The organism is Ktedonobacteraceae bacterium (genome assembly GCA_035653615.1).
Taxonomy (GTDB): Bacteria; Chloroflexota; Ktedonobacteria; order Ktedonobacterales; family Ktedonobacteraceae; genus DASRBN01.
The window spans coordinates 317,799-339,637 of record DASRBN010000037.1 but is presented as its reverse complement, the minus strand read 5'-3'; the positions used below and the strand labels follow the sequence as shown (position 1 = coordinate 339,637).

At 53.7% G+C, this 21,839-nt stretch carries 22 protein-coding genes; 11 read left to right on the top strand and 11 right to left on the bottom strand.

The annotated features are described in order from the left end of the window. Positions 1-106: 106 nt before the first annotated feature. Both VFA09_22575 and VFA09_22570 read right to left on the bottom strand, forming a co-directional pair. The gene (locus VFA09_22575) at positions 107-229 is read right to left on the bottom strand and encodes a hypothetical protein (protein HZU70074.1); all 123 of its coding nucleotides are present in this window, start codon (positions 227-229) and stop codon (positions 107-109) included. Between the two features lie 77 nt (positions 230-306). Further along, a complete protein-coding gene (locus tag VFA09_22570) occupies positions 307-729 on the bottom strand; it encodes a hypothetical protein (GenBank protein HZU70073.1) in 423 nt (140 codons plus the stop codon). A gap of 735 nt (positions 730-1,464) precedes the next feature. Between VFA09_22570 and VFA09_22565 the strand changes: the two genes are divergently transcribed. From VFA09_22565 to VFA09_22545, 5 genes are all read left to right on the top strand, one after another. After that, positions 1,465-2,697 (top strand): hypothetical protein, encoded by a 1,233-nt coding sequence (locus tag VFA09_22565; GenBank protein HZU70072.1) that lies wholly within the window; start codon positions 1,465-1,467, stop codon positions 2,695-2,697. 35 nt (positions 2,698-2,732) lie between these two features. Then, positions 2,733-3,788 carry a hypothetical protein gene (locus tag VFA09_22560; GenBank protein HZU70071.1) on the top strand — a complete coding sequence of 352 codons (1,056 nt, stop codon included), beginning with the start codon at positions 2,733-2,735 and terminating at the stop codon, positions 3,786-3,788. 5 nt (positions 3,789-3,793) lie between these two features. Continuing rightward, positions 3,794-4,738 (top strand): radical SAM protein, encoded by a 945-nt coding sequence (locus tag VFA09_22555; protein HZU70070.1) that lies wholly within the window; start codon positions 3,794-3,796, stop codon positions 4,736-4,738. Between the two features lie 216 nt (positions 4,739-4,954). Next, positions 4,955-5,944 carry a polyprenyl synthetase family protein gene (locus tag VFA09_22550; GenBank protein ID HZU70069.1) on the top strand — a complete coding sequence of 330 codons (990 nt, stop codon included), beginning with the start codon at positions 4,955-4,957 and terminating at the stop codon, positions 5,942-5,944. A gap of 216 nt (positions 5,945-6,160) precedes the next feature. Further along, on the top strand, positions 6,161-6,901 hold the full coding sequence (locus tag VFA09_22545) for a class I SAM-dependent methyltransferase (GenBank protein HZU70068.1): 741 nt from the start codon (positions 6,161-6,163) through the stop codon (positions 6,899-6,901). Between the two features lie 7 nt (positions 6,902-6,908). Here the strand turns inward: VFA09_22545 and VFA09_22540 are convergent, their stop codons facing one another. Then, positions 6,909-8,678 carry a protein kinase gene (locus VFA09_22540; protein ID HZU70067.1) on the bottom strand — a complete coding sequence of 590 codons (1,770 nt, stop codon included), beginning with the start codon at positions 8,676-8,678 and terminating at the stop codon, positions 6,909-6,911. Positions 8,679-8,975: 297 nt separating this feature from the next. Further along, positions 8,976-9,377: a hypothetical protein gene (locus VFA09_22535; protein HZU70066.1), complete on the bottom strand. Its 402-nt coding sequence runs from the start codon at positions 9,375-9,377 to the stop codon at positions 8,976-8,978. Positions 9,378-9,934: 557 nt separating this feature from the next. Between VFA09_22535 and VFA09_22530 the strand changes: the two genes are divergently transcribed. Together VFA09_22530 and VFA09_22525 are read left to right on the top strand one after the other, a co-directional pair. After that, positions 9,935-11,575: an AarF/UbiB family protein gene (locus VFA09_22530; protein HZU70065.1), complete on the top strand. Its 1,641-nt coding sequence runs from the start codon at positions 9,935-9,937 to the stop codon at positions 11,573-11,575. A 78-nt stretch (positions 11,576-11,653) separates the two neighbouring features. Further along, positions 11,654-12,403 (top strand): metallophosphoesterase family protein, encoded by a 750-nt coding sequence (locus VFA09_22525; GenBank protein HZU70064.1) that lies wholly within the window; start codon positions 11,654-11,656, stop codon positions 12,401-12,403. A 66-nt stretch (positions 12,404-12,469) separates the two neighbouring features. Here the strand turns inward: VFA09_22525 and VFA09_22520 are convergent, their stop codons facing one another. From VFA09_22520 to VFA09_22505, 4 genes are all read right to left on the bottom strand, one after another. Next, a complete protein-coding gene (locus VFA09_22520; protein ID HZU70063.1) occupies positions 12,470-13,204 on the bottom strand; it encodes a metallophosphoesterase family protein in 735 nt (244 codons plus the stop codon). A gap of 41 nt (positions 13,205-13,245) precedes the next feature. Next, the gene (locus VFA09_22515; GenBank protein HZU70062.1) at positions 13,246-13,488 is read right to left on the bottom strand and encodes a nitroreductase family protein; all 243 of its coding nucleotides are present in this window, start codon (positions 13,486-13,488) and stop codon (positions 13,246-13,248) included. 97 nt (positions 13,489-13,585) lie between these two features. Further along, the gene (locus tag VFA09_22510; GenBank protein HZU70061.1) at positions 13,586-14,050 is read right to left on the bottom strand and encodes an NUDIX hydrolase; all 465 of its coding nucleotides are present in this window, start codon (positions 14,048-14,050) and stop codon (positions 13,586-13,588) included. A gap of 143 nt (positions 14,051-14,193) precedes the next feature. Then, complete coding sequence (locus tag VFA09_22505) at positions 14,194-15,048, bottom strand: P-loop NTPase (GenBank protein HZU70060.1); 855 nt, start codon at positions 15,046-15,048, stop codon at positions 14,194-14,196. A 393-nt stretch (positions 15,049-15,441) separates the two neighbouring features. On the opposite strand from VFA09_22505, the gene VFA09_22500 reads away from it, so the two are divergent. The 3 genes from VFA09_22500 to VFA09_22490 all read left to right on the top strand — a co-directional run bounded on the left by VFA09_22500 (position 15,442) and on the right by VFA09_22490 (position 17,916). Further along, on the top strand, positions 15,442-16,329 hold the full coding sequence (locus VFA09_22500) for a transglutaminase domain-containing protein (GenBank protein HZU70059.1): 888 nt from the start codon (positions 15,442-15,444) through the stop codon (positions 16,327-16,329). A 482-nt stretch (positions 16,330-16,811) separates the two neighbouring features. Continuing rightward, on the top strand, positions 16,812-17,039 hold the full coding sequence (locus VFA09_22495) for a hypothetical protein (protein HZU70058.1): 228 nt from the start codon (positions 16,812-16,814) through the stop codon (positions 17,037-17,039). Between the two features lie 70 nt (positions 17,040-17,109). After that, positions 17,110-17,916 carry a Cof-type HAD-IIB family hydrolase gene (locus VFA09_22490; GenBank protein HZU70057.1) on the top strand — a complete coding sequence of 269 codons (807 nt, stop codon included), beginning with the start codon at positions 17,110-17,112 and terminating at the stop codon, positions 17,914-17,916. A gap of 52 nt (positions 17,917-17,968) precedes the next feature. Here VFA09_22490 and VFA09_22485 read toward each other — a convergent pair whose 3' ends face one another. The 3 genes from VFA09_22485 to VFA09_22475 all read right to left on the bottom strand — a co-directional run bounded on the left by VFA09_22485 (position 17,969) and on the right by VFA09_22475 (position 20,941). Then, positions 17,969-19,147: a glycine C-acetyltransferase gene (locus VFA09_22485; protein HZU70056.1), complete on the bottom strand. Its 1,179-nt coding sequence runs from the start codon at positions 19,145-19,147 to the stop codon at positions 17,969-17,971. Between the two features lie 60 nt (positions 19,148-19,207). After that, a complete protein-coding gene (gene tdh, locus VFA09_22480; protein ID HZU70055.1) occupies positions 19,208-20,251 on the bottom strand; it encodes an L-threonine 3-dehydrogenase in 1,044 nt (347 codons plus the stop codon). Positions 20,252-20,416: 165 nt separating this feature from the next. Next, the gene (locus VFA09_22475; protein ID HZU70054.1) at positions 20,417-20,941 is read right to left on the bottom strand and encodes a hypothetical protein; all 525 of its coding nucleotides are present in this window, start codon (positions 20,939-20,941) and stop codon (positions 20,417-20,419) included. 400 nt (positions 20,942-21,341) lie between these two features. Here VFA09_22475 and VFA09_22470 point away from each other — a divergent pair, with 400 nt between their 5' ends. Then, positions 21,342-21,833, top strand: coding sequence for a redoxin domain-containing protein (locus VFA09_22470; GenBank protein ID HZU70053.1), 492 nt, complete (start codon positions 21,342-21,344; stop codon positions 21,831-21,833). Positions 21,834-21,839 lie beyond the last annotated feature (6 nt).

The window sequence follows — 21,839 nt, the reverse complement described above, 5'->3', positions numbered from 1 at the left end:
CATGTGCAAAAATCTGAGGGATAACAGCCCTCGAACTCTGTCAGAGTTGCCTTTCACTGGCCCTCCTGCATCTCCCGCCTTGATCATTCTCCGGCCAGATTTGATATTACATTTCCCCAGGCGTGATATTCTGGTTGAGGTGAAGCTGCCTCTCCTGAATCGCCGCCGTCGCATCGCTGATTTGCGCGCGCTGGTTATGCTGAGGCACATCCTGAATATGCTGTGACATTAGTTATTTCTCTACCTATTTTGCTAGCTATCGCCGCTTTTGATAGAGATCCCTTTCCTTCTTCTCCTGGCATAGGATCAATCGGCCTGGGCGGCCTGCGGAACCTGTTCCGTCCCCTGGGTCTGTGCTGCCAGGCGGCGGGCGGCGATGTATTGCCAGACCAGCACGATGATGAGGACGACAAAGAGAACGAGCGCGCCATACTCATCCCCGCGGTCTTCGGGATCTTTGATTTCCAGCACCAGACCCAGGACTTTGATTGCCAGAGCGACAACGGCGAAGACAATGGGTATGACCGTGCGCGTATATTTGTTGCGCCCGATCAGGTACCAGACAAAGGCCACCAGCGCCAGCACTCCCAGCAGAACCTCGTCCACGATATGGGAAAGCTGATCGATTTCCGATGGCAGATCGGAGAAAAACGCCAGAGAACTGATGGCGACAACACCAACACCAAGCAGATTGTAGGCCCGATTGAGGGCATCTCGAACAGTGAGCATAGCATGTTCCTTTCTTCGATTGTGTGTTGTACAGTAAAGCACGCTAGAACCCTGCCTTACAACGAGGAGTTCTCTAATTGATGACGTTTTGCAAGCAAGATCGGTAACCAGTTTCGGATACGTAGCTGCTACGTTTGGGCAAGCTGCTGTTGGGTCCAGCCTCGCTCCTTGCGCGCCACCCGCTGTAGTTTATTCGGTGTGGCTTCCGCGGCTTTTCTGACCATGATTCCTCCATCAACTCACCCGTAGAAGGGTTCTACATGTTAAACGAAGCAGAGGGCCAAATTTTGCCTGCGAGTTCTGGGTAGCGAGCATGAAGAGGCTGAGGCCACCTACCGGCGCGCGCTGGCTCTGTCCGAACAGCACGCGGGACCAGATCACCCTGACGTCGCAGAAACCCTCGCCGATCTCACGGAGTTCTATATGGTACAGAGACGCTACGATGAGGCCGAGCCGCAGGGCAAAAGCCATGCCCTGCCCACAGAAGCCGCCGGCTAAAAATCATCAAAAGCTCAAAAGCACGCTTATTAGACACACCCTGAACGGTGTGCTATACTATACCCGGCGCACAATTTCCATTCAGGCCATCTAATCTCATGTATCGACGTGCGCTACAATCAGGAGCGGGTGCAGAATGACCGACGGATGCTGATAGGGAGCAGATCACGTCTACACGTCCTCCTCGCAAAAGTATACCTACCTCTATCCTTTATTCGCCCAATTTGGAAAGGACACATGACCAGAGATTTCAAGAAGCAGAGGCGAGACGACGTGCGACCGTCCTCTCGCAATTATTCCTCAGGCAGGTACGGAGATGAGCGGTCTCCTCGTCCTGCTCGACCTCGACTCAATCGCAGCGCGGTAGATCGTGGATGGGAGACTGGGGCACAACACAATCACGCGGACTACCGCCCACGCAGTAGAAACAACGACAATGCCGGGCAACCGGGCCGCGATTACGGGCGGCGCGACCGGCAATTTGATCGTTCTCCCGCTCAATATGGTCGCAACACGAATGGCCGCCGGCCATATGAAAACCGCCAGGGCAATTACCGGCAAGATGACCGCGCTCCCGAAAGCAATCGCGGTCCCCGTTCTCGCTCCTACGACTCTGGCAGGCGCAATTTTGACGAGCCTCGCTATGGCGAACGCCGCGGTTACCAGGACAGGACAGGCAGGCCGGGAGAACGCGGCGAGCGTCGCGATTACCGCGAGCATGCCGGGTACTCCGATAACCGGCCCAACTCGCGCGACCGGGACCATGACAGGGGCTACGAGCAACGAGGCTATCCCGGCGCTAACCGGCAGCGCAGGGAGTTTGACCGTAATGACCGCTCGCCACGTAGTTACGATAGGTATGATCGAAATTACCGGCCTGAGCATGGTGATTCGCGGCACGATACTCACAATCCACGCTGGCAGAGCCGCCCACAGGGGCAGCGCGAACATTACGCGCGGCAGCCGCGCAGGTATGCCAACGAGGCTACACCGGAAGACGAGCTGTATGAAGGCGATTACGAGTCCTTCAACACCTCTGAGGCCCCCAGGCATCGTGCCGAACAGCGGCGACCATATGAAGACAACACGGAGCAGGTGGAAGAGCAGCATGTGACACGCCTTCCCGATGGGCGCGTCTTGAAAGGGCCACGACGCATCCAGCGCAAGAACGCGGAATTCTGGACGGATGTCTCACAGGAAACGGGCGCCCTGGTCTCTCGTGTCGAGCCGAAAAGGACACAACCTGAGGTAGCGCGAGAAGAGGTTCCGCGCAAACGGGTAAAAGCGCTACCTGGAACACCTCCTAAAAAGAGCGCAAAGCCTAAAGCCGCGATGACTGCAAAACCACCTGCCCGTAAAGCGAGCCAGGTCGCGCGCGGCAGAAAATCCAGGGAAAAGAAGAGTTCTCCCATGGCAGGAGCGGACGTTCCAAAACCATCGCAGCGCGGCTTCAAGTGGCCGAAGTCGTAGTTGATAAGTAGTGCTTGCGGAATAGGGTTCGTGTTATGTCTCAGTCGGACAAAGCCAGGAACAACTCGATCATTAGAACGGTGCTAGGCCCTATTGCTCCCGACGAGCTCGGCATTACGCTGGGTCACGAGCATGTACTGATCGACCTGCGCGGCCTGTGGGATGATCCGCCCGCGAAACGAGCATACCTGGTCGATCAAGAGCCAACCCTGGAAAATCTGGGCGCGCTGCTGCGCAACCCATACGATTCGCGGCCCAACCTGTTGATCGACGATCCCGAGTTAAGCATACACGAACTACTCTATTACAAAGATGCAGGTGGAAATAGTCTCATCGATATGACCACCATCGGTATTAAGCCCGACCCGGAGGCGCTTTGTCGCATCGCTGAACGTACCGGCATCCACGTGATAGCGGGATGTGGCTACTACCGGCAGCCCTTGCTGCCAGAATCCTTGCATGAGCGCAGCACCGGGGAAATCGCGGATGATTTCCTGCGCTGGCTCAGCGAGGGCTTGTATGGCACAACGATACGCGCGGGACTGATGGGAGAATTAGGAACCAGTTCTCCCATCTATCCATTCGAGGAACGCCAGCTGCGGGCCGCGGCTCGCGTGCAGCGCCAGACAGGAGCCAGCATCAATGTTCATCCCTTGATATGGGGACACGAACACCTGCGCATCCTGGATATCCTGGAAGAGGAGGGCGCGGACCTGACCAGAGTCGCCATCAGTCATTGCGACGAGCTGGTCGAGCCGCAATGGCACGCGCGTATCGCCGAACGGGGGGCGGTACTCTCGTTCGACACATTTGGTTCGGAAACCTATTTTGATCGTAGCTTTGCGCAGGAGCCACGCGATACCCAGCGCATCGAGTGCCTGCTGCGCCTGCTGGAAAAAGGTTACGGGGCACAGGTGACACTGGCGCATGATATCTGCACGCGCATCCAGTTTCATCGCTATGGAGGTTGGGGCTGGGATCATTTGCTGCGCAATATTGTGCCACGCTTACGACACGCGGGCGTCTCCCAGCAAGAATTGGATATCATGCTGATCGAAACGCCGAAACGCTTGCTAACACTAGAGGTATAACTTCCATGCTCTATCCAGGCTATCTTCAACTATATGAAACGGGCGAACTGGCGGAACGGGCTGACACGGCCTGGGAGGTGCTGCGCCAGTGTACCATCTGCCCGCAAAATTGTCGCTGCAACCGTATCGCGGGCAAAACCGGCGTGTGCCGCTCAGGGACTGAAGCAATCGTGGCATCCTGGAATGTCCATCGCCGCGAGGAACCGCCGATCAGCGGCACGCGTGGCGCAGGCACCATTTTCTTCGGCTACTGCCAGGCGCGCTGTACGTATTGCCAGAATTTCTCATTGAGCCAGGGGGGATTAGGGCATCGCGTCGGACCCGAGCGACTGGCCGATATGATGATGTACCTGCAAAAGAAACGCTGCCACAACCTGGACCTGGTAACGCCGACGCATTTCGTGCCCCAGATACTTGCAGCCCTGGTCATCGCCTGCGGCAAGGGATTGCGCCTGCCGCTCGTCTACAACTGCGCCGGGTACGAGAACCTGGAGACACTGAAACTGCTGGATGGCGTAGTCGATATCTACCTGCCCGATTCCAAATATTCCGACAACAAACACGCGTTGCGCACCTCGAAAATGCCGCATTACGTCGAATCCAACCAGGCGACGTTGCGAGAGATGTATCGCCAGGTTGGCCCGTTGGAGGTTGATGAAGAGGGCATCGCGCGGCGCGGCCTGCTGATTCGCCACCTGGTGATGCCGGAAGACATTTCGGGCACGCGCGAGGTGTTGCGCTGGATAGCGGAAGAACTTGGTCCCGATACACCCGTCAGCCTGATGGATCAATACTTTCCCGCCTGGAAAGCCGTCAATGATCCCATTTTGAACCGCCGGCTCACCTGGGAAGAGTACCGGACAGCGATGGACGCGCTGGAAGAATTCAATTTGACGGAGGGATTCGTGCAGGAAGACCTGATGGAGCTGGATACCACGTCTATTGTATAAACAGGGCCACCACGTGCTATAATTTGAAGTGAATGAATATAAATAAATAGATAACGGTTCTTGAGAGGCGGCGTACGGTGTTGTACAGTCCGCTTTTCTTTCTCTTTTCGCCCTGTTCAAGCTCGCTGAATAGCTTTTCGGGTGGAGCACGCCCAACAGGACGGATAGATACATGTACCTGGGTGCCACAAGTTGCCCGGAATGGAGAGTAGTATTATGAATGACTCGGCCACTTTGAGCCGTCTTTTTGCCGGTATCGAGCCTGATCTTGAAAAGGTAGATCGCATGTTTGAGGAACGAGCTACCTCCGGACTCGATATTCTCAATTCTGCTTCGATGCATGCACTAGGCTCACCGGGCAAACGCCTGAGAACGGCCCTGACCCTGCTTTCAGGCAAATTGAATACCTACCATTTCGATAAACTGTTGCCTCTGAGCGTTGCCTTCGAGATGGTCCATTTAGCAACCCTCATTCATGACGATATCGTCGATAATGCGATGACACGGCGGGGCAAGCCCACCGTCAATTCCTTGTTTGGGAATAATATCGCGATCCTGCTTGGCGACTATTACTTTGCCAAAACAGCGGGCCTGATCGCCGATATCAATGATAACCGTATCGATCACCTCTTTTCTGATACGGTCGCGACCGTCTGCGAAGGCACAATTCTAGAGATGATGACCGCGGGCCGTATCGACCTGACGTTAGAAACATATTACGAGAAGATCAGTCACAAAACCGCGCGCCTGATTGCCGCCTGCTGCAAAGGCGGCGCCATCGTTAGCGAGGCGACCCTCGAAGAGATCCAACTGCTTGAAGACTATGGCATGAACCTCGGCATTGCCTTTCAGATCATCGACGACGTGCTGGACTATACGCAGGATCAATCAACCATTGGCAAACCCGCCGGTAATGATCTGCGACAGGGCATGGTTACGCTACCTTTGATTTACGCCCTGCAGGAACACCCCTACAACGGACATCATCAGACGGTCACGCGATTGCTTAACGGGCAGGTACACGATGAAGATGATATTCGCGCGGTCGTGAACTGGGTCGTTGAAGGCGGTAGCGTCGATCATGCCATCGCAGAGGCAGAATCTTACGCTGCTAAAGCGCGCGCCGCGCTCTATCATTTCCCACCCTCGCCCAATCGGCAGGTACTGGACGAGCTAATTGACTTCGTCGTGACGCGCCAGCATTAGCTTTATGCCGGAGGGCTCGCTACCGCCTCAAGTTCTAACAGAGTATCATTTTTTGAAGATAGCAAACAAGCCAAATCTTTTCCTGAACCCATTGAGGGATTGAAATCAGGCATTCCTAATATGCCAGTTGAGAAAGGCAATCAGGGATATCCGGGTTTGCTAGAATCTGAACCAGAGAGAATAAAAGCCCCGCAGAGCAGAAACTGAAAGGCAAGCATGACCACTGTGGATTTCGAGGAAAAATTTCGTGAAACGGGCGGCAAACGTCGCTATGTCCAGCGCCTTTTTGGGCGCATCGCGCATATCTATGACCTGATGAACCGGCTGATGAGTTTTGGGTTGGATAGGTATTGGCGCGCGCGTGCTGCCAGGTACCTGGCTCTTGGAACGGGACAATTAGGGCTGGACCTCGGTACGGGTACGGCTGATCTTGCCATCGCCGTCATTCGCCGCTCCGGGCCGGGTACGCGCATGATCGGCATGGATATCACACCCGAAATGCTCGAAGTGGGACGAAAGAAGCTGGCACGCCTGGGCTTGCAGGATCGCATCGAATTGCGCATTGGCGATGCCGAACATATTGATCTGCCCGATAACAGCGTGGATGGCTGCTGTTCCGCGTTTATGGTGCGGAACCTGAGCGATAGAGAGCAGGGATTTCGCGAGATGTTGCGCGTTGTACGTCCAGGCGGGCGCGTTGTATGCCTGGAAATCAGCCATCCTCCCGGCAAGCTCTTTGGTCGCCTGTTTCGCTTCTATTTTTACAGGCTCGCGCCCCTGTTCGGCACCATTATCGGAAAGGCTGTCGAGGAATATAACTACCTGCCGAATTCGCTTACCAATTTTCCCGACGCCCCGGCACTCAAGAGCATTATGGAGCAGGCCGGTTGGAGCGATGTACGCTTCTACCGGCTCACGCGAGGAATTGTGGCTATCCATGTAGGCACGAAGCTATAATCCACCTCTAAGGGTGCATGATCTGGCTGAGCACAGCAGCTATGATAAGGGCCACGATGAACAGAGCGAAAAAGATAGAGATATTGCGCATAAAGTTACTCTCCGTTGCCTGAGGAAGATTTTCCTGGCGTGGGAGTGCTGGCTGCTTTCCCTTATCGTCTCTCCCGGGGATCAACAAATCCGGCAATGGTTCAGCAACCGGATCAGGGCGTTGTAGCACAGGTTGAGCGCTCTGCCCATTTCTCGCATCGTTGAGTGGCTGCGAATTCACAGGGAAACTATAGACAAGGCGCTCTCTACTACTTCCTGCCGCGGGCATTTTATTAGCCGCGCGCGCGGCCAACAAATCCTGGCGCAGCTCCGAGGGGCGCTGGTAGCGCTGGCCGGGATTAGCACGCAAGCCTTTCGTCAAAATGGCATCGAACTCGGTGGAGAGATTGTTGTTGACCTGTCTGGCCGGAATAATATTCCCATTGATCGCATTTGGAATGCTTCCCGTGGCAACATGATATGCTGTGGCGAGCAGAGAGTACATATCGGTACGCACATCTATTACGCCGCGCACAAATTCTGAGGCAGTATAGGGAGACAGGAGCGCGCGATCCATGCCGGTGACGAACTGTATTGCACCGCCTGCCAGGACAACCGAGAAGTTGATCAACACGAATTGCGCGCTACTACGTGCCAGAATAATATGTTCGGGCCGGATGAGACCATGTACCGTAGGAGGATTTTGCTGGGCCAGAAGCTCGAGTACTTCTGTCATTTGCAAGCAACATTCGATGATTTCATCTTCCGGCACGCCGCGCCCACTGCGGTGCAGGCGCGAAAGCAAAGATTCACCCTCGATAGGCTCAAAAACAAAGAAGCTGCGGTCCTGGTCACTAAAGGCATCCCAAAGCGCCGGGATATGAGGATGACGACCTATAGATGCAAGTGACGTGGTAGCAGTTCGCAGTATCGATTGAGTCGTAGCCGAAGCTTTATCAGGAAGAACCAGCTCACAGATCATCACCTGCGATCCGTTGCGCTGGGCATCTTTGCCGATCCATGTTGCCTCGAATACCCCCGGTATCCAGTCCTGGCGCCTCAACATTTCCTGCAAGCGATAACGCCCGCCGCGTAAAAGTACGCCGGGCAACAATGGGCCTGCGTTTAATGGCCGTGTATTCGGTTTCATAACCGCCGGAACGTTCGGATTCGACTGTTGCTGCGCAATTGCCGCGGGCCGTGGAGTGTTCATCTGCTGGCGGTCTCGTGTGAAAGGATCGCTTGTTGAGAGTGGTGGCAAGGGCTGTGACTGCCGGCGACCCTGGTCATGTCGCAGCGTGCCCGTAGATGGGGACGATTCAAACGATGGCATCACTGGAGGAGTGAGTGGTACGCTATTGTTCATCGATAAAGCGTCTGTCCCCGGTACCCTTGCCGGTTGTGCTGATTGCCATGAATCAATTTCTTTTTTAAGCGGCGGATTTTTCTCGATCGGCTGTGGTGCCAGTGGTGGCAAGCCGCCGGATTGGCGCCACGGATTGGGCAAGTCGTCCGAGGGCTGCCTGACAGGCGATGGGCTGGCAGATTGCCGCCATGGATTAGGCGAATCGCCTGAAATCTGCCTTTCTCCTGACAATACGCCAGGTTGCGGATTCCCATGCTGAAAAGAATGAGGAGCGGGCCATGCTGAGCCTCCTGATTGGCCCGTCAAACGAATGACATAACCACAACTTGCGCAAGCACCCTTAGTTGCATCCAGTTCATTGCCACAACGCGGACATTTCATACTGCACCCCTCTTTGCGCCTACAAATACACGTTGAAATAGCTTCCGCCCCGTCCTCTAGCACATTTAGCTGCCGGGCCTACTTGCCTGCTAGAGAAACCAAAATCGATGGAAAAATGTGATGATCCGTTGGAAAAATCTGCCTTACAAGACAGTTCTCAAATCAAGCTCGAGGTCATTATCGTACCCCTGGTTCGCAAAATGTATGAACCTGCATGAATGTGCCCTCTTAAACGTATGGTAGTAGAGAACACAGGAAGGTGTCAATAATTTACCCCATAAATACTATACATAAGTATTACTTTTTGAGCTTACTGCCGATGGGGCCTAATCCAACCAGGAACACTTCTAACGCTTTGGCCAGTTCGTAGAGTTGGGTCGCCTCATACACTGAAATCTCGTGGCCCGCGTGAGCAACCTGGTAGAGCAGTTGAACAGAAGGATGCTTTGTTGATGCGGCGACCTCACCGGCGGCCGAACCAAGCAGCGAGGCCCGCATGGCCTCGACGCTCGCATTTACCTCGTCAAGATTGGCGATATCGATGAAGCTGGCAGCCTTCGGCTGGTTTTTGCCCTGGCTTCCATGACTGAGTTCCCACTGGCGCTTCGCCTGTTTGCCGGCAGCACAATAGCAGAATTCTGGGTGTGTCGAATCTGAATTTTGCAGGCCTGTATCATCACAAATTGGACAAATTGGCATAATGACCTCCAGCTGATTCAAGATTTAAAAGGCCCGAGGGCGACCACAAAGGTGTACCCATACATATCTGAGGTTCTACAGGGAAGACTGTTTCAAGATTTAAAAGGCCCGAGGGCGACCACAAGGGTGCGCCCATACTACTTGCTCCACTATATCATACCGTTCAAGAGGCTCCATCCCAGGAGGGCCGAGAATGGATTTTGACGAAATAAACCGATTGTGGCTCTCGTCACATGGCCTGCCTGCTCCTGTCATTCTGAGCGATAGCGAAGAATCTACGTTGCCCGACGGCTCGTGTCCCCCAGGCCATAGATTCTTCGCTATCGCTCAGAATGACAGGGAAACAGGGCTGGTTCGGGTTAGTCAAGTCCATACTCGTCAGTGGATGCGGTAAACCGGTGATCTAAAACGGCATTTCATACGTTGCTTTAAAGGATGAAGCAGGCTATGGTCGACCATAGCCTCCATCCCTTTTGTGGAACAACATAGAAGCAGGAAGGAAAGGAGGATGGTCTTCTCCTGACCCAACAAAGGATAAAGGAGATCACCAGACCTGTATGGCAAACCTGAAAGATCACGTCAATTCAGAAACCTCTTTTAAAAGCTTGATCACGAACCGCTTCTCTCGTCACCCTGAGCGCTATATCGAGATTTTCCGCGTATTTCGTAAATATGAGCTGCACCACGTAGCAGCCGAATTCGGCCTGGCTCACCGACATGAGGAAGAGGACGATGATCACCACTTGCTCAATGGCTATCATGATGAGGAAGAAGAGGATCATGCTGCTGGTCTAGCCAGCGCGCTCGAAGAACTCGGCCCGTGCTTTATTAAGTTGGGACAGTTGTTAAGTACGCGCCCGGATGTGATGCCCGCCAACTACATCGAGGCCCTTTCTCGCCTGCAAAGCACGGTAACACCGGTACCCGCCGGAAAGGTGACCGCGATTATCGAGAGTGAGCTTGGAGCACCCATCTCACAACTGTTCGCTGAATTCGACTGCGAGCCGCTGGCAACCGCTTCCATGGCCCAGGTACACCGCGCCATTCTGCTCGATGGTACCGAAGTAGCCGTCAAGGTACAGCGTCCCGGTGTGCGCCAGCGTATCGAGATCGACCTCGAAATCCTGCACGAGATGGCAAACTTCGCCTCAAAGTACACGCCCTTTGGCAAACGCTACGGCTTTCTGCAAATTGTGCGCGAACTGGAACGTAGTCTAAACCAGGAAATGGATTTCCGCCTGGAGGCCGATAATACGCGCCTGATTGGCAAGCAGGTAGCTGAATTCCAACTTCTGACGACTCCCACCGTCTTCAGCGAATACACCTCGCGGCGCGTGCTGACGCTGAGCTTCATTCATGGGCGGCACCTGGCAGACGTGAGCCGCGAAGAGCTTGACGCGCTCGATTCGCGCGCCATTGCCAAAGAACTGCTTTCCGCCTACCTCAAGCAGATGGTGATCGACGGCGTCTTCCACTGCGATCCTCATCCTGGCAATATTCTACTGGCAGATGATGGGCGCCTGGCGCTGATGGACTTCGGCATGGTCGGGCGATTCGACTCCGGCCAGAAGGACAATATCATCCTGCTGCTGCTGGCCTTCTCTGAACGCCTGGGGGAGCGCGTAGCGGATACGTACCTCGACATGATCGAAATTCCCAAAGATGTCGACCGGCGCGCATTCACCCAGGACGTATCGGCGCTCGTCAGCCGCTATCATGACATGAGCGGTGGGCGTATGGCTATAGGAACTGCATTGCTGGATTTGACGAAACTGGCCCAGGCTAATAACACCCCGGTGCCAACGGCGATGACGTTGCTGGGCAAAGCCATGCTCAACCTGGATGGAACCATTCGCGTGCTTTCACCGCAGCTTGATCCGGTACAGTTGATCCGAGACTATATGCTGAAGGTGATGGAAAAGCGCGTTATGGGGCAACTCTCGCCCGGTCGCGTCTTCGCCTGGGTCATCGACATGAAGCGCCTGGTGGAAAACTCCCCGCGCCGCACCGATATGATCCTGGATAAGCTATCAAACGACCAGCTCACGCTGCGCCTGGAAGTCGATCACCTGGATGATGCGATCAAAAGCATGAACCGCGCCGCGAATCGCCTCTCGCTCAGCATCATCGTAGCCGCGTTGATTATCGGGGGCAAGTTTGTGGTGGATACAGTGCAGAAGAGCAATCCTAAAAGGTAGTGAACCATGTCTTCTTATGGTATACTCACGGCAGGCGCAACGAGATAGACCTCTAATCAGAGCGAAAGGATTGCTTCTATGCGTCTTGCAGTGATTTCCGATATTCATGGGGAATGCTTCACGCTTGACCAGGTGCTTCAAGATATTCGGCAACAGGGCGTTGAGCAGATTGTATGTCTGGGCGATGCAATACAAGGGGGTTCACAGCCTGCCAAGACCGTGGCGCGGCTGCGCGAACTGAACTGTCCCGTCGTGATGGGCAACGCGGATGCCTGGCTAATCACAGGCCAGGAGACATCCGCGAGTGAAAAGACCAGCGAGCAACAGCGCACAGTGAGAGCCTGGTCACTCGCCCAACTCTCGGAAAGCGATATCGCCTTTATCCGGCAATTTCGCCCCACGATTGAGATCCCCCTGGAAGGTGGAAAGACCCTGCTCTGTTTTCATGGCTCGCCACGCTCTTTCGACGAGATCATCCTGCCCGATACACCAGGTGACCTGGTACGGCAGTACTTGAATGGGCATAATGCGACACTCTTCACCGGCGGACATACTCATACGCAGCAAATGCGGCGCCTGGGCAATTCCTGGTATTTCAATCCAGGTAGCGTGAGCCTGGCCTATAACTGGGAGTTCATGGACCTCGCATCAGGCCGTGTGCGGGTTGACCCCTGGGCCGATTACGCGATCGTCACCTCTGATGGAGATTGCCTGGGCATCACCTTCCGGCATGTTCCTTTTGATGTTCATGAGCTGGCCCGCATCATCCGCGCCAGTGGCAGGCCCTATGCTGAAGAGTCCATCTCCGCCTATCTATGGACGAAGTGAGCAACGAACTGTTGCTCACTTCGTGGATTACATCAAGCTGCACATATCATCAGTAGCTTCCTGATGCTACCTGCTCCATTCGCTGATCCACCATTCCGCATGAGGCATGCTACTTGATCGCACGGCTTGAATAACGGCCTCGAAATCAAATGGGAGACGATACAATTCAATACTCAATAAGCCGTTTCCAGCATCGATAATGGCATACTCGGCCCAGGCCGCATTGCGAATCTCTGCGAATGGCGACACGGGATCAATGGCTGAACCCACACTGCCCGGATTCACGATCAGCGCATCTTTGTAGCGCCTGAACATCTGCATATGGGTATGCCCACCGGCCATAATCGCGGCCTGCTGGCCCGCGAAAATCTGGTCCAGTTCATCTTCAGATGTTGTTGCGACGATACCTTCTCGATAAGAGCGCGGCGAGCCATGATAGCAGAGCAGCATCTTACCATCTACCAGCGGAATCTCAAGCGTGGGCTGGAAGCTCCGCAGGTACTCGCGGTCTGAGGAAGAAAGCTGCTGCGAGTCCCAGAACTCAACATCCTGCAAGTGCCGGCCCCAATTATCGGTTTTCTCCCTCAGTTGAGGCTCCAGAAGCCAATCGTCCGTATTGCCCATCACGACAGGACAACCGATCTCCCTCAAGCGCTCGATGACCTGCCTCGGTTGCGGGCCGCTGGCCGCTACATCTCCCAGGCAGACGATGGAATCTACCCTCTGTTTTGCTAGAGCGTCCAGAACGGCGTCCAGGGCAACTGCATTGCCATGAATATCAGATAGAAGAGCGAGGCGCATTGTTCTGTCCTTTCTTTTTGCCTATCCCCATAGCCAGCAATCTACCATGTTTCACGGTGAATATATTCTTCGTCGGGCTTTCTGCCGCGTTTGAGCGAGGGCGAGGGGATATCTTTTGCGCGGTGGCCGATAGGAATGACGCCGACGGGTGTTATATCATCGGGGATGCGGAGCAATTTACGTGCTTCGGCAAAATATTCGGCAGGGAATCCGGCAAAGCCCGCGCCAAGGCCTTCATCAACCGCGGCCAGCAAGAGGATCATCACGGCGCAGCCAATATCCATATGCCAATAGGGGACGCTTACCGATTTCAATGATAAAATTTATCGTCGGCCCCTGATACCAGATTATTGTGTCAAAGTCCATAATAGGACAAGGTGATCAGGCAAAACGCTGTTGTCCGCTTAAATAGTCTTTGAGCATTTCTTCGCAATCAAAAGCCAGGTGGCCGAAGACCTCTTCGGGAGTGCGCCAGCATGGTTGACCCTCACCGGAACCATGCAAGGCTCCATCGATGATTGCGCCCTTATAAGCAATGGCTATCGCGCGAAAACGCGGGTCACGGTCATGTCGCGAATAGACACCCACCAGCCCGGTTATTTTGACGTTGTAACCTGTCTCCTCGCGTACCTCGCGCAGCACGCACTGCTCGACCGTTTCGCGATAACGCACGATGCCGCCAGGAACAGTATAGCCGAGCCCATCGGAACGGTCTATCAATAATATTTTGCCGTCTTGCTCAATAATTATTCCGGCACCAAGCAGCGGAGAGATTTGTCCCAATGTAAATAAAGCGATGATGCGAAAGGCAAGGCCGGCCAGCCAGCCCTTGAGCTTTTCCTTCATGGGCGCTCGATTCTAAAGCTGTGTAACTTCATGTGACACCTCTTGTGTTGTTTTATTAGTAGCAAGGTTATGCCTGTTTGGGATTGAAACTTTATCATGAGAGCAATAAATGTAGAGATTATGATATTGAAACATGCCTCCAGTCAAGGAATTGATGCGTTAAGGGCATTCGCAACCTTCTCCGCGATACAGGCAAAGGTCTGCGCAACCGCAGACTCCGGCATTCTTATCACTACCGGCTGGCCCTTGTCACCGCTTATTGCTGTGGCAGGATCAAGCGGAATAGCTCCCAGCCGGGGCAATTCGTCCAGCAGGGCACGATATTCGGGGCTGGCCGGGAAAATCTCGACATGATTGCCGCAGTGCGGACAGACGAAGCCGCTCATATTCTGTACGAGACCAAGTACAGGGACTCCGGCGCTCTGAAACATGCCAAGACCTTTCGCGGTATCAATGCGCGCGATATCCTGCGGCGTGGTGACGAGGATGGCTCCATCCAGGTGCAGTTCGCGACACAGGGTGGCCTGCGGCTCGCCATTGCCAGGGGGAAGATCAATGATCAGGTAGTCGAGCGGTCCCCAATTCACTGTATAGAGAAGCTGGCGAATAAGCACTCCCAGCACATCGGGCATGGGAGCTACCGCCTGCTCCTCGCCAATGAAGAAGCCAACCGACATTACCTTGACGCCATAGCGCACCAAGGGTTGAAGCATCTGCTCAGAAGTCAGTTCTTCACGTTGTCCCAGGGGTAGCGTAGCGTTCCATCCCTGGCTGGCATTGCGTTTGCGCACGCCGAGCATCATCGGCACGCTAGGGCCATACGCGTCGCCATCCAGCAAACCAACGCGAGCGCCACGTTTTGCCAGCGCAACCGCCAGGTTGACACTGATGGTAGATTTCCCTACGCCACCCTTGCCACTGCCAACGACAATGACTTTTTCGATATGATCTATCCGAGGTCGTTGTACCTGTCCTTGCAAACCTGTTTCTCCAAACACAATTTATTTTCTAGCAAAAGGCTCTGAATGGTAGTATAAGAGTGAGCTATGCATTTGGCAAGTTTCCGAGACCTCAATCCGCTTACTCCAATCTTCTCTTATCCCTATCACACCCCCAAAATCGAAGATAACGGCTTCAATTGACATTATCCCTCCTTTTATCTGTAGCCAGCCGTTATAGCTCAACTCTACACCATACGACTTCCTATATTTTCAAACGGATCAGTTTTATGCTAAGAATTGTTGCTCGTATTTAAGAAGAGAACAAGCTTGGGAGAGAGATTGCAAAATTTTGAGCGAAACTTGACACCAGATGTCAGAATTTGTTTGTTATAATGGCGTTAGTAATAACAGAGCTTAACAGAAACATCAGATGAAAGAAGGCATGCAACCGTGGACCTGGCAACCTACTACACAGAGCAAAGCTCTATAACCAACCCGGCAGAATATGCTCATCTTTACGAGGACTTACCTTATGATATCGCCGGCCTCTGCAAAGTCGTGCAGGGACTGATTATCCATTATCGAGGCGCGGCGATGTTCAACTATACGATACCGGACGAACGTTTAGCTGAGATCGATACCCGCTACGTACCGAAGATGCTAGCACGCATACGCGAACTCGATGACCGTCCCTTGACCGGGGCGCGTTCTCCTGAAAAGCGGTTCGTAGGATGCTGTCGTGATTTCGCGACCCTGTTCTGCTCCATGGCGCGTTATCGCGGCATCCCTACCCGCACGCGCATCGGTTTTGCCGCTTACTTTACTCCTGGCTTCAACCACGATCACGAAATAGTGGAATGCTGGGATGCCAAAGAACAACGCTGGCGCCTGGTTGATCCGGAAATGAGCGAGCGACATATTCAAGAGAATCGGATACGCTTTGATGTACATGATGTGCCTCGCGACCAGTTCATCGTTGGTGGCCTGGCATGGCAATGGTGTCGAGCGGACAGGGCCAACCCCGACAAGTTCGGCGTCGAGCCTGATAGTTTTGCGAAGGGATGGTGGTTTATTGGCCACAAACTGATTCAAGACCTGGCCGCGCAAAACAAGATGGAACTGCTGCTTTGGGATACCTGGGGCATCATGCTCAAAGAGCTAACCGGTGAGGAAGACCTGGCGCTGCTGGATAAGCTGGCAGTAGTTACGCAGGCCGGCGCTGAAGGATTTGCCGAGCAACTTTCCACCTATGAAAATGTCGAAGGATTGAAGGTGTCGCCGCCCGTGATGTCCTACAGCCCCGTGGCTGAACCGCAGGAAGTGGAGTTCGCCTTATAGTGCTGGTACCCAACAAGAAAGAGCAACTGAGCCTGGATTGCGCAAAAACAACCTCTTCCTACATGTCATCAAGGGCGGTCCTGCCGGTGGAGGCTTCTCAACTGTCGAAGACTTATTCAATTTCTCCATTGCCCTGCAGGAACATAGATTGCTCACCAAGGAATATACTGATATCGTGCTAAGCGGAAAAGTGGCCTTACCTGAGCCTCAAAAGATACCTACTTGCCACGCCTATGGTTTTTTCGAGGAGATGATCAACGGTCACAGGATTGTTGGACACTCAGGAGGCGCCCCTGGCATCAATAGCCGCTTTCAAAGGAATCCCACCGGAAGAGTATCAATTTGTCCAGTTTATGTTTTACCATGGTAACAATAAGGTGAAGAGAAATCTGCGTACTGACCCTACAACGGCGCTTCTCGCAATGCATGTTGGTCTAAATGACTTCCTCAAGTACCACTATCAGCTTCAAAGGAGATGGTGGGTGAGCAGCAAAAGAATGCTTTCAGATCTGCATAGTTGGGACCCACAGCTTGCTGAGCTACTGGAGAAGTTTGTTACCACCAGTAATGTGCAGGCGAAATTTTATTTCTGGTCGTCTATCATCGATCATATCCTGGCTCCAATTGGAGGTCAACAGCCGATTGAAGAGAATAATTGCACCTGCGCGATATGCCGGAACGATCTGGCAATACTTTCGAGCGAAGATTAATTTGCAAGACGACAGCCAAGCTAGATATACTGATGGAAACAGAGAATAAATAACAGCTCAGGAGCAACTCGTGTACCGCCTACTCGCCATAGACCTTGATGGAACGCTACTTACACCGCAACCCAATAAAATTATCACACCCCGCACCCGCCAGGCGCTCTTCCGCGCTGCTGAAGCAGGCATTACCATAGTGATTGCCACGGGACAGAATCTGGCCGTCTTACGGAGCGTCTGTGGGGAACTGCCACTGCAAGGGCCGCAGATCATTGAAAATGGGGCCGTGATTGCCGATTTGCAGGGCAACATTTATCACGAAAAGCCTTTCCCCACCGAATATATTCTGCCCGTCCTCGACACGCTGCGCGGCCTCGGCTTCTACCGGGCCTATCACACCATTCATCGCGTCTATGTCGATAAAAATACTCCGCGCGCCCGCAACTGGTATCGCCCGCCGGTACCACCGGCCATTGAGGTTGAGGACGTGGCCAGCCTTTACCCATTGCAGTGCGTCAAACTGGTAGGCGTTGGAGAAGAGAGCAAGATACGGGGCAAGCGGCCAGAGCTTGAAAGGCTCTTCGAGGGCAAGCTCTATGTCACGCAATCCTCGTTCGACCTGATAGAATTCCTGCATCCATCCGTATCAAAAGGTAACGCTTTGAAAGTGATCGCGGCAGATTTGCATATTCCGCCCGAGGAGATTGTGGCTTTCGGAGATAATCATAACGATATCGGCATGCTGCAATTCGCCGGATTGGGTATTGCGATGGGCAACGCGCACGAAGAGGTTAAAAAACAGGCCGATTACGTTACCGCCAGCAATGCCGAGGAAGGCGTTGCGCAAGCGATTGAGGCACTGATTTTATCGAAGATCATCTAAAAAATGGAAATACCCACAAATGCCCGCGGGCATTTGTGGGTATTTCCATTTTTTAGATGATCTTCAGCTCTTTCCCCACCTTCTCGAAGATATCGAGTGCCTTCGTCAGTTCATCGCGGGTATGCAACGCCGTAACGATGGTGCGGACGCGGCACTTGTCGGCGGGAACGGTGGGATAGACGATACCCTGCGCGAACACGCCTTCTTCGAAGAGACGCCGGCTGAATTGCATTGCCAGGGCGCCTTCACCAACGATAACGGGCGTGATGGGGGTCTCGCTGCGCCCGGTATTGAAGCCGAGCTGTTCCAGGCCGCGCTTGAAGAAAGCGGTGTTCTCCCATAGGCGCTCGACCAGGCTGTTGTCCTCCTCAAGAATATCAATAGCCCCGATGCAGGTTGCTACCACAGAGGGCGGATGAGAAGTGCTGAAGAGAACCGGTCTGGCACGCTGCAAGAGGAAATCGCGCGCGTCTTTGCTACAGGCTACATAACCACCGAGCGCACCGATGGCCTTGGAAAGCGTACCTACCTGCAAGGCGACTCGGCCGTCCAGTCCGAAATGGTTGACGCTGCCGCGCCCATTCTTGCCCAGCACGCCGCTGGAGTGAGCATCGTCCACCATCACGAAAGCGCCATACTCCTCGGCCAGTTCGACAATCTCCGGCAGCGGGGCGATGTCGCCATCCATGCTGAAGACGCCATCAGTAACGACCATCACCTTGTTAGCACCTTTGGACTCTTCTAGCGCGCGGCGCAGACCAGCCATGTCCTTATGTGGATACACTTTGCGCGGCGCTTTGCACAGGCGAATACCGTCGATGATGCTGGCATGATTCAGCTCGTCGCTGATAATCATATCGCCTTCCTGCATCAGCGCCGAGATCACACCCAGGTTAGTGGCATAGCCGGACTGGAAGGTGAGTGAGGCCTCAGTATGCTTAAAACGCGCCAGTTTCTCTTCCAACTCGTTGTGCAGCGACATAGTGCCGGCGATGGTACGAACCGAGCCTGAGCCGACGCCATAGCGCTCAATCGCCGCAATCGCAAGTTCTTTCAGACGTGGATGGACGGTCAGGCCAAGATAGTTGTTCGAGGAAAGGGTGATGACCTCGTGCCCATCGATGATAACGGTGGCCTTCTGTTCCGTCTCCAATTCGCGTGGCAGGCTGAAGACGCCCTTCGCGCGCAGCCCGTCCAATTCGCCCTTTAAATATTGCTGTAGTTTGTCCATGCTTCCTCCTTGAACGGAGGGCGCAACAAATCGCGCCCTCACATGAATTACACTGCTAGATCAGTCAAAAGTCAGCACTATTTTGCCGCAGTCGCCAGATTTCATGATCTCCATGGCCTCGTGAATCTGCTCAAACGGGAGTGTATGCGTAATGACCTGCTTGAGGTCGAGTTGACCGCCTTCGAGAATTCTGCGCGTGCGATACCAGGTATCGAAGATGCGCCGCCCGGAGATGCCCAGCACGGTCGCGCCCTTGAAGATGATATCGTTCGCGAGATCCAGTTCGACCATGCGCGAGGGAATGCCAAGCAGAGAGACACGCCCGCCGCTGCGCAGCATCTTGAAGCCCTGCCGGATTGCCAATGGGTTGCCGGACATCTCCAGCACGACATCGACGCCCAACCCGCCAGTAACATCCAGCACTTTCTGCACCGGATCGACTTCGCGGGGATTGATGACATAGTCCGCGCCCATCTTCATGGCGATTTCCAGGCGCTTGTGATTCGGTTCTATAGCAAAGATGGTGCTGGAGCCTGAGACGCGGGATAACCCAACGGCCCACAGGCCAATGGGGCCACAGCCGATTACTGCCACGGTCTGATCGGCAATTTCGCCCGCGAATGTGGCATGCACGGCATTACCGAATGGTTCTTGAATAGAGGCGACCTTGTGATCGATCTCTTTGCCGGTTTTCCAGGCCACGCTTTCGGGAATAGCGATATACTGGGCAAACGCGCCATCGCGGTCTACGCCGATAATCTGCACATTCTGGCAGACATGTGCCTGACCGGTGCGACATTGATAACAGTGCCCGCAGGTAATATGGGTTTCCGCCGCGACAAAATCGCCGGGAACGAGCTGCGTTACCTCGTCGCCGACCTCGACGATCTCACCGGCAAACTCGTGACCAAAGATACGAGGGGTAGTCATGCGGCTCTGCGCCCACGCATCCCACTCATAGATATGCATGTCTGTGCCACAGATAGAGGCTGCTTTCACCTTCACCAGCACATCACGCGGGCCGATACGAGGAATGTCAACCAGGGCAACCGTTGCTCCAGGCGCCGCCTCCGCTTTGAGGGCCGCCATCATTGTACCTTCCATAAAGTTCTACACCTCCACAACGATATATTTTTTGACTGCCTTAATTATGCGACTTTGTGGGCCTTGATTGCAAGCGATGTTGTTTGTGATACCTGAACGCGTAGTACTTTGCCCATAAAAAACAGCCCTGGAAATCCAGGGCTACTTGCTAATTCATGAGGATATCTACGGGTATCCCGTAGCAGGTGCTCCCCATACAAGCAAGTTTCCGGTACGACCGTCAAGAACTATCTCAGTCGTATCTACCACAGGCGGCTGCTTAATATGTGCTGAAGGAGAAAGATGTAAGTTTGTTCCCAAGAATGGGCCATGGATCACTACATAGCAAACAGGAGCGTTGGCAGGCAAGCCAATATATTCCCCTCCCATGATATCACTGGCCTGGCTTGAGGTGACAAAAAGAATCTTGATGAAAGTTAAATGCGCCCCCTTGACAAGAGGCCCAACCGGAGAGCCAGTCTGTGAAACATATTGTTCGACGTCTTGCGCAGTAAATGTGGGCAGATTGGGTTTTGATAGATTAATATGCGGAGTAAGCGCTGGAAACCCAAAACCATGGTTATTTGATCGCGGCGGTGGTGGGTATACTGACTGTTGAGCAGCACTCTGCTTAGAGGCAAATAGGCTGCCTACTACTACCAGCAGAATCAGGACCAATCCTGCCATTGCAGCGGAGATTGTACGGCGCATGAACATCCTTCTCTCTTCATTTAAATTATGACTCTTTCCTTCAAGATTACATGGTGTTTAAACAAAATACAAGCGTTATTTCTCTGATGGTTATCCATAAATGAGCCAGGTGATGCAAGGCGGGACAGCGGGACAACTGCGCGGGGGATTCTTCGCTGCGCTCAGAATGACACGCCCAGACCATGGCATGCCTGGCTATGACACGCCCAGACCATGATACACCCAGGGGTGTCATTCTGAGCGCAGCGAAGAATCCCCCGTCACATCATGAGTAATCACCAGTTATTTTTGCTGCTTTCCATGCTATTGAGAACGCATCCCCTATCCCCCATGATGTACAATGCTACATGAGGACACATCCGAAAATCCAGTTCTTGCTGACATGATGAGGATTTTATCTATGTCGAATACGAACCAGCCACTGATCGAAGTGGGACAGATCATCCCTGCTTTCACCCTGCCGGGCGCGGATGGCATGCCGCATAGTCCGTGGGATTACAAACAACGCGAGCACCTGGTGCTGTTGATTACAAGAAGCTCGACCACAGGAGAAACGCGCGGCCTGCTACGGGCATTCGCGCAGCATTATGCGGAGTTTCGTGAGGAGGATTGCTCAATCCTGGCAATTTCACCCGATACGGTCATTACCAACCTGCAAACCCAGGAAGATTTGAAGCTGCCTTTCGCGCTTCTTGCCGACCCGGCAGGGGAAGTTATCTCCCGTTATACCTTCTGGGAAGGCAAAGCGGAGACCATTCGACCCAGCATCGTCCTGGCCGACCGATACAGCGCGCTCTATCAACAATGGATAGCCGATGATGAAGCCAGCTTACCATCAATTGAGGAACTGTTGGATGCGCTCCGCTATCTTAACCGGCTCTGCACGCCTTAGTTGTGA